This window comes from Bradyrhizobium sp. HKCCYLS2038 (assembly GCF_051167655.1).
Classification (GTDB): domain Bacteria; phylum Pseudomonadota; class Alphaproteobacteria; order Rhizobiales; family Xanthobacteraceae; genus Bradyrhizobium.
The window spans coordinates 572,461-587,140 of the sequence record NZ_JBNPTM010000002.1 but is presented as its reverse complement, the minus strand read 5'-3'; the positions used below and the strand labels follow the sequence as shown (position 1 = coordinate 587,140).

Annotated in this window: 8 protein-coding genes; 4 read left to right on the top strand and 4 right to left on the bottom strand. The window is 64.9% G+C overall.

What is annotated here, in order from left to right:
* Positions 1–5 precede the first annotated feature (5 nt).
* The 4 genes from ACQR1I_RS11840 to ACQR1I_RS11825 form a co-directional block, all read right to left on the bottom strand.
* Complete coding sequence (locus tag ACQR1I_RS11840) at positions 6–1,652, bottom strand: ABC transporter ATP-binding protein (protein ID WP_434864768.1); 1,647 nt, start codon at positions 1,650–1,652, stop codon at positions 6–8.
* Between the two features lie 133 nt (positions 1,653–1,785).
* A complete protein-coding gene (locus tag ACQR1I_RS11835; protein WP_434864767.1) occupies positions 1,786–2,676 on the bottom strand; it encodes an ABC transporter permease in 891 nt (296 codons plus the stop codon).
* Positions 2,677–2,688: 12 nt separating this feature from the next.
* Positions 2,689–3,630: an ABC transporter permease gene (locus ACQR1I_RS11830; protein WP_434864766.1), complete on the bottom strand. Its 942-nt coding sequence runs from the start codon at positions 3,628–3,630 to the stop codon at positions 2,689–2,691.
* Positions 3,631–4,126: 496 nt separating this feature from the next.
* A complete protein-coding gene (locus ACQR1I_RS11825) occupies positions 4,127–5,257 on the bottom strand; it encodes a M20/M25/M40 family metallo-hydrolase (protein ID WP_434864765.1) in 1,131 nt (376 codons plus the stop codon).
* Between the two features lie 278 nt (positions 5,258–5,535).
* Here ACQR1I_RS11825 and ACQR1I_RS11820 point away from each other — a divergent pair, with 278 nt between their 5' ends.
* The 4 genes from ACQR1I_RS11820 to ACQR1I_RS11805 all read left to right on the top strand — a co-directional run bounded on the left by ACQR1I_RS11820 (position 5,536) and on the right by ACQR1I_RS11805 (position 14,661).
* Positions 5,536–7,149, top strand: a complete 1,614-nt coding sequence (locus tag ACQR1I_RS11820) for an ABC transporter substrate-binding protein (protein ID WP_434864764.1) — start codon at positions 5,536–5,538, stop codon at positions 7,147–7,149.
* A 352-nt stretch (positions 7,150–7,501) separates the two neighbouring features.
* Positions 7,502–9,115 carry an ABC transporter substrate-binding protein gene (locus tag ACQR1I_RS11815; RefSeq protein WP_434864763.1) on the top strand — a complete coding sequence of 538 codons (1,614 nt, stop codon included), beginning with the start codon at positions 7,502–7,504 and terminating at the stop codon, positions 9,113–9,115.
* A gap of 455 nt (positions 9,116–9,570) precedes the next feature.
* Positions 9,571–11,184: an ABC transporter substrate-binding protein gene (locus tag ACQR1I_RS11810; protein WP_434864762.1), complete on the top strand. Its 1,614-nt coding sequence runs from the start codon at positions 9,571–9,573 to the stop codon at positions 11,182–11,184.
* Positions 11,185–11,619: 435 nt separating this feature from the next.
* Positions 11,620–14,661: an autotransporter outer membrane beta-barrel domain-containing protein gene (locus ACQR1I_RS11805; RefSeq protein ID WP_434888730.1), complete on the top strand. Its 3,042-nt coding sequence runs from the start codon at positions 11,620–11,622 to the stop codon at positions 14,659–14,661.
* Positions 14,662–14,680: the final 19 nt, after the last annotated feature.

Here is a 14,680-nt window from a genome sequence, read left to right as displayed (position 1 = left end):
GGCGGTTACGCCACCGCGTCCGACACCGGCCGAAAATTCGCAAAGTCCCAGTTCCGCCCGGGTGCGGCTTCGAGCAGGGACTTGGTGTAGGCCTCCTTCGGATGGGTCAGGATCTCGCCGGCTGGACCCTGCTCGACGATGCGGCCCTTCTGCATCACGACGACGTCGTCGCAGATCTGCGCGGCCACGCGCAGGTCGTGGGTGATGAACAGGATGGCGATACCGAGCCGGCGCTGGATCTCGTCGAGCAGCTCCAGCACCTGCGCCTGCACGGAGACGTCGAGCGCGGAGACGGCCTCGTCGGCCACCAGCACATCGGGATCGAGCGCGAGAGCGCGGGCGATTGCGATGCGCTGGCGCTGGCCGCCGGAGAACTGGTGCGGATAGCGGCCGATCGCATCCGCCGGCAGGCCGACCAGCTCGAGCAACTCGCGCGCCCGCGCCATCGCCTTGGCGTGCGACGTGCCATAGTTGACCGGTCCCTCGGCGATGCTCTCGCCGACGGTCAGTCGCGGATTGAGCGAGCGATAGGGGTCCTGGAACACGATCTGGATGCGCTTGCGGTGCGGCTGCAGCAGGCGGCGGGTGAGGATCGAAATCTCGTGACCCGCGAGGCGGACACCGCCGGAGGTCGGGTCGATCAGGCGGACGATGCAGCGCGCCACGGTGGACTTGCCGGAGCCGCTTTCGCCGACGATGCCGAGCGTGCGGCCCTTGCGCAGCGTGAGCGTCACGTTCTGCGCGGCAACGACCTCGCGCGCCTTTCCGAGGAACGAGCGCTCGCGATAGACCTTGCCGAGATCGTTGGCCTCCAGCACCACCGGCTCCTGGGTCTCGGGCCGCGGCGGGCGCGGAATGAGGCTCGGCACCGAGGCAAGCAGGTTGCGCGTGTAGTCCATCTCCGGCGTGCGCAGGATCTTGTCGAGCGCACCGGTTTCGACCAGGCGGCCCTGCCGCATCACCGAGACGCGGTCGGCGATCTCGGCGACGACGCCCATGTCGTGGGTGATGAACAGCACGGCGGTGCCGTGGTCGCGCTGCAGCTCGCGGATCAGCGAGAGGATCTGCTTCTGCGTGGTGACGTCGAGCGCCGTGGTCGGCTCGTCGGCGATCAAAAGCTTCGGCTCGAGCACCAGCGCCATCGCGATCATGATGCGCTGGCGCTGGCCGCCGGACAGGCGGTGCGGGTAGGAGCCGAAGATGCGCTCGACGTCGGGCAGGTGGACCTGCTCCATCATGTCGAGGATGCGCTTGCGCCGCGCCCGCGCGTCGAGCGATGTGTGTGCGCGCAAAACCTCGTCGATCTGGCGGCCGACCGGCACGACCGGATTGAGCGCGGTCATCGGCTCCTGGAAGATCATCGCCATCCGCGTGGCGCGCAATTCACGCAGGCGGCGATCGCTGGCGGTCAGCAGCTCCTCGCCGACCAGCTTGACGCTGCCGCTGACCGGATGCAGCGCGTTCTTGGGCAACAGGCCCATCGTCGTCAGCGAGGTCACCGACTTGCCGGAGCCGCTTTCGCCGACGACGCAGAGCGTCTCGCCTTTCTGGACCTTGATCGATACGCCATCGATGATGCGCGGACCGTTCGGGTTCTTCGTCTTGCCGACGGTGACGACGAGATTGTCGATGTCGAGGATGGTGTCGGTCATTGGGTCAGGTCTCCGCCGTCATTGCGAGGAGCGAAGCGACGAAGCAATCCAGAGTCGCGGGCGTGGCCCTGGATTGCTTCGCTTCGCTCGCAATGACGAAAAGTGAGATGATCATCTGGGCTAAGCGGTGCCGTCACTTGCCGGCCTCGCGCTGCTTCATGCGCGGGTCGAGCGCGTCGCGGGCGGCGTCGCCGATCAGGTTGATCGACAGGATGGCGATCGACAGCAACAGGCCCGGCCAGAAGATAAGCTGCGGCTTGATCTGGAAGTAGGAGCGGCCCTCGGCCATGATGTTGCCCCAGGTCGGCGTCTCCGGGCTGATGCCGGCGCCGAGGAAGGACAGGATCGCCTCGGTGAGAATCGCCGCCGCGCAGATGTAGGTGCCTTGGACGATCAGCGGCGCGATCGTGTTCGGCATCAGGTGCCGCCACATGATCTTGGGCATCGAGGTGCCCAGTGAAATCGCGGCTTCGACATACGGCTCCTCGCGCGCGGTGAGCACCACCGAGCGAACCAGGCGGGCGACGCGCGGGATCTCGACGATGGTGATCGCGATCATGACCGTGCCGACGCTGGCTCCCGACAGTGACACCACGGCGATGGCGAGCAGGATGCTCGGGATCGCCATCAGGCCGTCCATCACCCGCATCAGGATGGCGTCGACCCAGCGGAAGAAGCCGGAGACGAGGCCGATCACCAGCCCGATCGCGATCGAGATGATCGCCGCGCCGACCCCGACCAGCAGCGAGATCCGGCCGCCATAGATCGTGCGCGACAACAGGTCACGGCCATAGGCGTCGGTGCCTAGCAGGAACTGCGCGCTCGAAGGCTTCAGCCGCTGCGAGGGCGCCAGCAGCACCGGATCATGCGGCGCCAGTAGCGGCGCCAGGACCGAGACGATCACGATCAGCGACAGGCACACGGTGGCCACCGCAATGATCGGCGTCGAGGTCAGGAAGCCGAACCGAGGCCCCAGTCGCGTGGTGACTGGAATCGACGGCTCGGGAGTGGTGACGATTGCCATCGGATTTGGGCCTCAGTAGCGGATGCGGGGATCGAGGATCGTATAGGCGAGGTCGATCAGCAGATTGACCGCGAGATAGATGAACGAGGTCAGCAGGATCATGCCCTGGATGACCGGATAGTCGCGCGCCAGCACGGCGTCGACCGTCAGTCGGCCGATGCCGGGCAGGTTGAACACGCTCTCGGTGACCACGACGCCGGAGATGAGAAGCGCGAAGCCGGAGCCGATCACGGTGATCACCGGCACCGCAGCATTGCGCAGCGCATGGCGCAGCAGCACTGCGATCTCGCTGACGCCCTTGGCGCGGGCGGTGCGCACGAAATCCTCGCCGAGCACGTCGAGCATGGCGGCGCGCGTCATGCGCGCGATCAGCGCGACGTAGATGAAGGACAGCGCGCAGGTCGGCAGGATGATGCGCTCGAAGAACGGGCCGAAGCCGACGCTCAGGCTCTTGAAGCCCTGCACCGGCACCCAGCGCAAATTGATCGCGAATACCTGGATCAGGATGTAGCCGATCACGAACACCGGCACCGAGAAGCCGAGCACCGAAAGCGCCATCACGAAGCGGTCGATCCAGGTGCCGTGCTTCCAGGCCGCAATGACGCCGAGCGGAACGGCGACGAGAATCGACAGGATGATGGTCGAAAGCGCCACCGATATCGACGGCTCGATGCGCTGGCCGATCATCTGCAGCACCGGCACCTTGGAGATCAGCGACACGCCGAGATCGCCATGCAGGAGCTGATTGATCCAGGTGAAGAACTGGATGTAGAGCGGCTCGTTCAGGCCGAGCGTGGTGCGGATGCGTTCGAGCTGTTCGGGCGTCGCGTTGTCGCCGGCGAGAATCGCCGCGGGATCGCCGGGTGTGAGCCGCAGCAGCAGGAAGACGAACAGCGCCACGACGCCCATCACGGGGATGGATGCGAGAATGCGGCGGAGCAGGTAACCGATCATCTTGATAGAACCGTCTTCATGGGGCTTGGGTCGCGCACGTGGTGTCGTGAGGGAGCTTGCATGTCATCGTTGTCATTCGCTTTCAAGATCATCGGCGCTTTCAAGATCACCGGCGCATGCTCGCCGGCTGTTGCACATCGACGATGCGACCGCCGCCGCCGCGTCGATCCATCGCATTTGCGTACAATGTCGCGGCAACTTTGCAGCGAACTTTCACGCCGCGACTTTGCAAGCCGCATGCCATCATGCGCGCGCTGGAGAGTGGTGTCCACTTGCTCCGCAGGTCCCAGAAAATGAAACCGTGCTGCTGCGCAACAGCGCGTTTGAGCGCGTTGCCGTAGGGTGGGCAAAGCAGCCGCCGCCGGCGGCAGCGTGCCCACCGTCCCGCGGCACAAACTGCTTGGAGATGGTGGGCACGGCGCAACAGCGATCTCGCTTGTATGAAGCGGCACGACCGCGCCTTTGCCCACTTTACGCCCATACAGCAAGGACTGGCCTATGTGAGCGTTGCGAGCAGCCCGGCCATGAGGCGACCGCGTTCGACGAGGCTGTCGATCTCGATATGCTCGTTCAGCGTGTGCATGTCGGTGCCACGCACGCCCAGGCCGTCGAGTGTCGGGATGCCCAGCGCGCCAGTGAAGTTGCCGTCGGAGCCGCCGCCGGCCGATCCGTGCGGCAGCGACATGCCCAGTTGCTCGGCGATGCCGCGCGCCGTCTCGTAGAGCGCCATGGTTCCGGAATCCGGCTCCCACACCGGCCGCGTCACGCCGCGCGTGACGTTGAACGTCACGTCATCAGCGGTGCCGGACAGCGCCAGCATCCGCTCGACGCCGCGATCGAGATCGGCCTGGCGCTTGGCCATGCTCAGCGCCTCGCCGGTGCAGGTGGTGGCGACGCAATTGACCCATTGGCCGCCGTGAACGATGCCGACCGAGAACGTGCAGTCCTCCGTCGTCATGCCGTCGATCGCGAGGATCTGCCGCGCCATTTCCCGGATTGCGGAACGCCCGGACGCCAGACGCGCGCCGGCATGGCTCGGCCGGCCGATCGCTTCGAGATTGAAGCGGGCGATCGCGTAGCGTCCCGTCACCACGCCGTTGTCGGGCCGGCCGGGCTCGGGCACCAGCACGTATTTGTTGCGCTGCGCCTCGGCTTCGATGATGTCGCGGGTCGACGGCGTGCCGACCTCCTCGTCGGGCGTGAACAGCACCGTGATCGGCAACGGTGTCGTGACGGAGGCCTTGATCAGCTGGCGAATGGCCTCCAGCGTGAGATAGTTGCCGCCCTTCATGTCGCAGATGCCGGGCCCATAACATTTGTTACCCTCGCGGCGCCAGGGCAGCTTGGCCAGGGTGCCGACCGGGTGCACCGTATCCATGTGGCCGGCGATCAGGATGCCGGGCTCGCCCTGCTTCGGATGCGGGAAGCGGGCACGCACGCCGCCGGCGAATCCTTGCCGGCCGGCGATGCGCTCGATCGTCGCACCCATGATCGCCATGTCGCGTGCGGCGAGGTCGAGCATGCGCTCGACCGAGGCGGCGTCCCACGTCGGACTTTCGCATTCCACCCAGCCGCGCAATCCCTGCAGCATGGTCTCGGCATCGAACGGGAGATTGGCAGGATTCATGTTGCTCTCTTCTCTGTTCAAGGAATTGTCACGATCGGATCGCACGAGACGGAGTCGCACGGGTTTTGTAAAGCGAAAGCTATGCAGTCGTTAACGGCGTCCTCCGCGACTGGCGCCATGCGCCGAATGCGGATTGACGTGCACGACCACCGATGCAAGTGTCGAAAGCTCACGACTGAGCGCCTGTTAGTTCGCACAAGGATTGACCGGCTCGCACAACGAATGATCGGGTTCTGATCAGTTTGGCGTCAACACAATTCCTTCAGGAGACCTCGTAAATGTTCCGCACCCCGCGCTGGAAACGCCTGACGCTCGCCACGAGCCTTGCCGTCTCCATGCTGTCGCTTTCGACGGCGCTGAGCACGCAAGCCATCGCTGCCGGCAAGAAGACGATCACGGCGGTGATGCATTCCGACCTGCGCGTGATCGACCCGGGCTTCACCACGGCCTACATCACCCGCGACCACGGCTATATGGTCTACGACACGCTGCTGTCGACCGATTCGAACTTCAAGATTCAGCCGCAGATGGCGGACTGGAAGGTCTCCGACGACAAGCTGACCTATACCTTCACCTTGCGCGACGGTCTCAAGTGGCATGACGGTGCACCGGTCACTGCGGAAGATTGCGTCGCCTCGCTGAGGCGCTGGGGCCGCAATGACGGCATGGGCCAGAAGCTGATGGACTTCACGGCCAGCCTGGAGGCTGCTGATGCCAAGACCATCGTGCTCAAGTTGAAGGAACCCTACGGCCTCGTGCTGGAGTCGATCGGCAAGCCGTCGTCGCTGGTGCCGTTCATGATGCCGAAGCGTCTCGCCGAGACGCCGCAGGGCCAGCAGATTGCGGAGCAGATCGGCTCCGGCCCGTTCAAGTTCGTCAAGGCGGAATTCCAGCCGGGCGTGAAGGCGGTGTACGAGAAGAACACCGACTACGTGCCGCGCAAGGAGCCGGCGAGCTGGGTTGCGGGTGGCAAGGTCGTGAAGGTCGACCGCGTCGAGTGGATCACGATGCCGGATCCGCAGACGGCCGTGAACGCGCTGCAGGCCGGCGACATCGATTTCATGGAGAATCTTCCCTACGACATGCTGCCGGTGCTGGAGACGAACTCCGACCTCAAGATCGACGTGCTGAACAAGTTCGGCTACCAGACGCTCGGCCGCATGAACTTCCTGAATCCGCCGTTCGACAATGTGAAGGTACGCCGCGCAGCTTTCCTGGCGCTGAACCAGAAGGATGTGCTCGACGCGCTGGTCGGCAATCCCAAGTACCAGAAGGTGTGCGGCGCGGTGTTCGTGTGCGGCACGCCGCTGGAGACCGATGTCGGTGCGGAGACCCTGATCAAGGGCAACGGCATGGCGGAGGCCAAGAAGGCGCTCGCCGAGTCCGGTTATGACGGCACGCCGATCGCGATCATGGCGCCGGGCGACGTCACCACGCTGAAGGCGCAGCCCGTCGTTGCGGCGCAATTGTTGCGCGAGGCCGGCTTCAAGGTCGACCTGCAGGCGACGGATTGGCAGACCGTGGTGACGCGGCGCGCGAGCCAGAAGCCGGTGAAGGAGGGCGGCTGGAACATGTTCTTCACCAACTGGGTCGGCGCCGACGTAGCCAACCCGGTGGTGAACGTGTCCATCGGCGGCCGCGGCACCAAGGGCGGCTGGTTCGGCTGGGCCGAGGATGCCGAGATCGAGAAGCTGCGCGACGCCTATGCGCGCTCGGCCTCGGCGGAGGAGCAGAAGAAGATCGCCACCGAGATCCAGAAGCAGAACTACGAGAAGGTGATCTACGTTCCGCTCGGCCAGTATCTGCTGCCGAGCGGCTGGCGCAAGTCGCTGACCGGCGTGCTCGACGGCCCGGCGACGCCGATCTTCTGGAACATCGACAAGAGCGAGTAACGCGCGCGGGTGCGACGCGGCTATTGCAACCATGCGGCGGAGGCAACTCCGCCGCATTTTCATGTCTGCCAGGCCCGAGCTTTCGCATCCCGTCGGTTCCGGATTCCGGAATTCGACACCACGGCTGAACAGCAAGCGGTAACCGGGTCTATGTTCGGTTCAGACCGGAGCGCAAGCGCGACAATGCGGATCAGCAAAGTCGATTGACGCGCCCGGGAACTGTTGCAACTCTTCGCTTGCGGAAGAACGCTGAGCCGATGCCCGCGGAACGCCGGGTCCGACGCTCGGCTGATCCCGTGTCTCGACGCGTCTCGAGACGGTTGTTCACCCCCGTCAGGTCAAGAGAGATCGCATGTCACTTCATCCGCGCCGGGCTCATACCGCGCTCGCATCCCTGCTGGTTGCGTCCACCGTTCTGTTGCTACCAAGTTTCATGTCCCAGGCGCTCGCGGCCGGCAAAAAGACCATCTCGGCCGTGATGCATTCCGACCTGCGCGTGATCGATCCGGGCTTCACGACGGCCTACATCACCCGCGACCACGGCTACATGGTCTACGACACGCTGCTGGCGACGGACTCGAACTTCAAGATCCAGCCGCAGATGGCGGATTGGAAGGTCTCCGACGACAAGCTGACCTACACTTTCACGCTGCGCGATGGTCTGAAATGGCATGACGGTGCACCGGTCACTGCGGAAGACTGTGTCGCCTCGCTGAAGCGCTGGGGCCGCAACGACGGCATGGGCCAGAAGCTGATGGACTTCACGGCAAGCCTGGAGGCGCCGGACGCCAAGACCATCGTACTGAAACTGAAGGAGCCCTACGGCCTGGTGCTGGAGTCGATCGGCAAGCCGTCGTCGCTGGTGCCGTTCATGATGCCGAAGCGGCTCGCCGAGACGCCGCAGGGCCAGCAGATTCCGGAGCAGATCGGCTCGGGTCCGTTCAAGTTCGTCAAGGCGGAATTCCAGCCTGGCGTGAAGGCGGTGTACGAGAAGAACACCGACTACGTGCCGCGCAAGGAGCCGGCGAGCTGGACCTCCGGCGGCAAGGTCGTGAAGGTCGACCGCGTCGAGTGGATCACGATGGCGGATGCGCAGACCGCGGTGAACGCTGTGCAGTCCGGCGACATCGACTTCATGGAGGCGCCTTCCTATGAGCTGCTGCCGGTGCTGGAAGCGAACCCCGAGCTCCAGATCGACGTGCTGAACAAGCTCGGCTACCAGACGCTCGGCCGCATGAACTTCCTCAACCCGCCATTCGACAATGTGAAGGTGCGCCGCGCGGCGTTCCTGGCGATGAACCAGAAGGACGTGCTCGACGCGCTGGTCGGCAACCCCAAGTATCAGAAGATCTGCGGCGCGGTGTTCGTCTGCGGCACGCCGCTGGAGACCGATGTCGGCGCTGAGACCCTGATCAAGGGCAACGGCATGGCGGAGGCGAAGAAGGCGCTCGCCGAGTCCGGTTATGACGGCACGCCGATCGCGATCATGGCGCCGGGCGACGTGGTCGCGCTCAAGGCGCAGCCGATCGTGGCCGCGCAGCTGTTGCGCGAGGCCGGCTTCAAGGTCGACCTGCAGGCGACGGACTGGCAGACCGTGGTGACGCGGCGTGCGAGCCAGAAGCCGGTGAAGGAGGGCGGCTGGAACATGTTCTTCACCAACTGGGTCGGTGCCGACGTCGCCAATCCCGTCGCCAACGTCTCGGTCGGCGGGCGCGGCACCAAGGGCGGCTGGTTCGGCTGGGCCGAGGATGCCGACATCGAGAAGCTGCGCGACGCCTATGCGCGCTCGTCCTCGCCGGAGGAGCAGAAGAAGATCGCAACCGAGATCCAGAAGCTGAACTATGAGCGGGTGATCTATATTCCGCTCGGCCAGTATCTGGGGCCGAGCGTGTGGCGCAAGTCGCTGAGCGGCGTCTTGGACGGCCCGGCAACGCCGATCTTCTGGAACATCGACAAGAAGGAATAGCACCCGCGGTCAGGCAAAAAGAGAGCGCGGCGAAAGCAACTTCGCCGCGCTCTTGTTTTGATAGAGTCCTGCTGAATGACTGGGGATCAGCAGTGCGGATCGCGGACGGCTTCCGGGCCCTCGACCAGCAGAGGCGGGGCGGGGTTGTCACGCGTCGGCATCCTTCCGCTGCGGATCGGTGCGGCGGGACTGGGGTGACCACGCTGCTGGTCTGCGGCATCGCTTGGCATCATCATGCTCCTTGTCCGCCTCGATAACGGACCGCGGCCATGCGAGTTCCTCGCAGTGGGACGACGACGAAGGCTCCGAGCGAAGCCGAGGGGCGGGACGCTCAGGTCGCGCGCGACAGGCAGCGCGGGATTGCGAGCAAAGCGATTGACGCGCATGGGAACTGCTGCAAGTCTCGCTCGCGCTAGCGCCGGGTTTTTCGAAAGCATCACGACAAGAGAGATCGCATGTCACATTGTCAGCGCCGACCGTCCTCCGCGCTCGTCTCCTGGCTCGTCGCCTCGGTCATGGCGGTGTCGTCAGCGGTCCTTGCGCCCGCAGCGCTCGCCGCCGGCAAGAAGACGATCACGGCGGTGATGCATTCCGATCTGCGCGTGATCGATCCGGTGTTCACGCCGGCCTACATCACGCGCGACCACGGCTACATGGTCTATGACACGCTGCTGGGCACCGACGCCAATTTCCAGGTGCAGCCGCAGATGGCGCAGTGGAAGGTCTCCGACGACAAGCTCACCTATACTTTCACGCTGCGCGATGGATTGAAATGGCATGACGGCACTGCTGTGACGGCGGAGGATTGTGTCGCGTCGCTCAAGCGCTGGAGCACGAACGACAGCATGGGCCAGAAGCTGATCGAGGCGACCGCCTCGCTGGAGGCGACCGACCCCAAGACGATCACGCTGAAGCTGAAGGAGCCCTACGGTCTCGTCCTGGAGTCGATCGGCAAGCCGTCTTCCTACGTGCCGTTCATGATGCCGAAGCGGCTCGCCGAGACACCGGCAAACCAGCAGATCTCCGAGCAGATCGGCTCGGGTCCCTTCAAGTTCGTGAAGGCGGAGTTCCAGCCCGGTGTGAAGGCGGTCTACGAGAAGAACACCGACTACGTGCCGCGCAAGGAACCGCCGAGCTGGACCGCGGGCGGCAAGGTGGTGAAGGTCGACCGGGTGGAGTGGATCTCGATGCCGGACGCACAGACCGCGGTCAACGCGCTGCAGGCCGGTGACATCGACTTCATGGAATTTCCGCCGATGGATCTGGAGCCCGTGCTGGCTGCCAATCCCGATCTCACCATGAACGTGCTCAACAAGTTCGGCTACCAGACGCTCGGCCGCATGAACTTCCTGTTTCCGCCATTCGACAATGTGAAGCTGCGTCGCGCCGCGTTCCTGGCGCTCAATCAGAAGGACGTGCTCGACGCGCTGGTCGGCAATCCGAAATTCTATCGCGTCTGCGGCGCCGTGTTCGGCTGTGGCACGCCGCTGGAAAGCGACGTGGGCTCGGAGACGCTGGTGAAGGGAAACGGGGTCGAGCAGGCCAAGAAGCTGCTCGCCGAGGCCGGCTATGACGGCACGCCGGTGGTGATCCTGGCGCCCGGCGATGCGATCACCTTGAAGGCTCAGCCGGTGGTCGCGGCGCAGCTGCTGCGCGCTGCCGGCTTCAAGGTCGATCTGCAGACCACCGACTGGCAGACCGTGGTGACGCGGCGCGCCAGCCAGAAGCCGCCGAAGGAGGGCGGCTGGAACATGTTCTTCACCAATTCGGTGATCGCCGATTCCGGCAATCCGATCGGCAGCACCTTCGTCGGTGCGCGCGGTCAGAAGAGCCCATTCGGCTGGCCCAACGACCCGAAGATGGAAGAGCTGCGGGATGCCTTCGCCCGCGCCACCAGCGCCGCCGATCAGAAGAAGATCGCAGCCGACATCCAGCAGGAGGTCTATGAGCAGGTGATCTATGTCCCGCTCGGGCAATGGTTCGCGCCGAGCGCCTGGCGCAAATCGATCAGCGGCGTGCTGGAAGGGCAGGCGGTCCCGGTGTTCTGGAACGTCGAGAAGAGCGAGTAGCCGAGAGCAAGCAGCGTGTAGCCCGCAGGAGCGTAAGCGACATGCGGGTCACGGTGCGTGAGACCCGGGATGTCGCTGCGCTCATCGGGGCTACGCCCTGATGAGTTCGCCGATCGATGATGGGCACACTGCCGCTGCATTGCCCAGCCCACCGCACGACTGGCCCGCGCCCTGGCAAACGCCTGCAGCGAAGAGCACCAATCATCAAACGCTGTGCCACTCATCCGTGTAACCACGCGCCAAAGTTGTAACGTATAGTTAACTCTTGATTAGATCGAGTTGCCTTAGATTCGCGTTCCATCAGCGGAGCGCATACACCAGATGGCGCGATTCTTCAGATCGGATTGCGGCTATGGGCTGGCGGCAACATCTATTGTCCTTGGGGCGGTGCTAGCGCAGACGACGCCTGTCCTTGCCGTGGACTGGACAGGCCTGGTGTCGACCGACTGGTTCAACGTCGGCAACTGGACGGGCATCGTTCCGGACAACACGGCCAGCACGAGGATCGACACCATCACACCCGACCCGACGTTGGTCGGGGCGCCCGGCGCGAAGGCGGCCGATGTGAGGATCGGCGTGTCCGCAACCGGCGCGTTGATGCTCCAGAACGGTGGCAGCCTCAGCAATACCCTCGGCATCATCGGCGACAATGCGGGCTCGATTGGCACCGCGACAGTGGATGGCGCGGGTTCAAGCTGGGCCAACAGCGTCGATTTGCTTGTCGGGAGCGCCGGCAATGGCACGCTGATCATTCGCAATGGCGGCGCCGTGAACAACGACTACGGTTATGTCGGCGTCGACAATGGTGCGACCGGCGTTGCGACTGTGGATGGTGCCCATTCGACCTGGATCAACACCTCCGATTTGCTCGTCGGCTCCAGCGGGAACGGCACGCTGGCCATCCGCAATGGCGGCGCAGTGAGCAATGAATACGGCTTTGTCGGCTATGATAGCGGCGCGACCGGCGTCGTGACGGTGGCCGGCGCCGGGTCGACGTGGACCAATCGGTCGGAGTTGTATATCGGCTCAGCCGGCAACGGATCTCTGAACATCCAAAACGGCGGTACCGTAACCAGCGGTACGGGTTTCGCCGCCCTCAATCCAGGCTCGACTGGCGCCGTGACGGTGAGTGGCGCTGGCTCGCGCTGGACGACTGCCGGCGATCTGTATTTCGGCAGCGGCGGCGGCGCAACGCTGGCGATCCTGAACGGCGGTGGCGTGAGCATTGGCGGCGGCAGCTATCTTGGCGTCGCATCAGGCGCAGTCGGCAGCGCGACCATAGACGGCACCGGCTCGCACTGGATCAGCAGCGGCAGTCTCGGCGTCGGTAGCCAAGGCAGCGGCACGGTGATCATCCTCAACGGCGCAACGGTGAGCAACGTTTTCGGCTCGCTCGCCCTCCAGGCCGGCTCGACCGGCATTGTGACGGTGGATGGGACCGGCTCGACCTGGACCAATAGCGCGGATCTCCACGTCGGCTATGGCGGCAGCGGAGCGTTGACCATCAGCAACGGCGGCAGCGTTTCTGCGTCGACCATGTTCATCGCCTACCAGCCCGGCTCGAGCGGTGAGCTGAATATCGGTGCAGCCGTGGGTCAGGCGGCCACAGCGCCAGGAACGCTCAGCGCGGCTTCGGTCAACCTGGGCAGCGGCAATGGCGAGATCGTGTTCAACCATTCCGGCACGAACTACACTTTCGCCCCCGTCATCACCGGTAGCGGCGCAGGCACACGAACGGTGCGCGTTGAGGCCGGCAAGACGATCCTGAGCGCGGCCAGCACCTACACGGGATCCACCATCGTCAATGGCGGAACACTGTCTGTGAACGGCTCGATCGCCAGTTCGGCTGTCACGGTGAATGCTGGCGGCACGCTTGGCGGCAACGGCATGGTCGGCAACACCACCATCAATGGCGGCAAGCTCGCTCCCGGCAATTCCATCGGCGTGCTGACCGTGAACGGCAGTCTGTCCTTCACCACGGCGGCGTCCTACATGCTTGAGATATCGCCGGCAAGCGCCGACCGCGTCAATGTGACCGGAGCGGCGACACTGGCGGGCGCCACGGTGAATGCGTCGTTTGCGGCCGGAAGCTACGTCGCCAAGCGGTACACCATCGTTAATGCCAGTGGCGGAATCAGCGGCACGTTCGGGGCGGTCGTGAACAGCAATCTGCCGTCGGGATTCAAGTCCCTGAGCTACGACACCAAAAATGCCTATCTCGATCTGGCGCTGGCCTTCATGCCACCGGCCAAGACTGGCCTCACCATCAATCAGACCAACGTCGCCAACGCGCTGACCAATTCCTTCGACAGCCATGGCGGCATTCCGCTGGTCTATGGCGGGATGACCGCGCCGACGCTGACACAAGCCTCCGGCGAGATTGCAACCGCGGTGCGGCCGACCATGGTGCGCGCGATCACGCAGTTCACGATCGCGATGACCGATGTTGCCACCGCCGGCCGCAGCCGCGACCAAACGACGGCAATGGGGGCGGCCGATGAGACCGATCTCGCGAACGCCTATGCCAGCGTTCCGCTCCGCGGCACGGTGGGGCAACCCTTCGGCCCAAGTGCCAGATCTGTTGCCAGATCTGCTGCCAGGTCTGTGCCGCATGCAGAGCGGTTCGAAGCGCGCTGGCGAACTTGGGCCGCTGGCTTCGGCGGTGGCCAGACCACCGACGGCAATGCGGTGGTCGGATCCAGCGCCGCCAGCAGCCGCATGTTTGGCGGCGCGGCGGGGGCCGATCATTGGCTGTCCCCGTCGACAGTCGCCGGCTTTGCGCTGGCGGGCGGGGGCACCAGTTTCAGTGTCGCCGCGGGCGGCAGCGGACGCAGCGACATCTTCCAGGCCGGCGCATACGTCAACCATACGACAGGCTCGGCCTATGTCAGCGCGGCCGCAGCCTATGGCTGGCATGACGTCACGACGGATCGCACGCTCACCATCTCGGGCATCGACCAGATGCGTGCTCACTTCAGCGCCAGCAGTTTCGCGGGCCGTCTCGAAGGCGGCAGCCGCTTTGCGACACCCTGGTTCGAAGCCATCGGCCTGACGCCCTACGCCGCCGCACAGGTGACGACCACGCGCCTTCCCGCCTACGCCGAAACCGTGACCGCCGGCGGCAACACCTTCGCACTGTCCTATCTCGCGAAAACCATGGCGGCGCCGCGGACCGAACTCGGCGTGCGCAGCGATGCGTCTTTCGCGGTGAGCGATGCGCTGCTCACCTTGCGTGGTCGCGCCGCCTGGGCGCGCGACTTCACTCCCTACACCGCCGCTTCGGCCAGCTTCCAGGCCTTGCCCGACGCAGGCTTCGTGGTGAACGGCGCGGCAGGGGCGCGTGATGCGGCACTGACGACAGTGTCTGCCGAAATGAACTGGCGGAAGGGCGTCGCACTCGCCACGACGTTCGAGGGCGAGTTTTCCGCCGTGACCCGCTCTTACACCGGCAAGAGCGTTGCGAGTTACCGCTGGTGAACGGAGCGGTCCGGGCGCA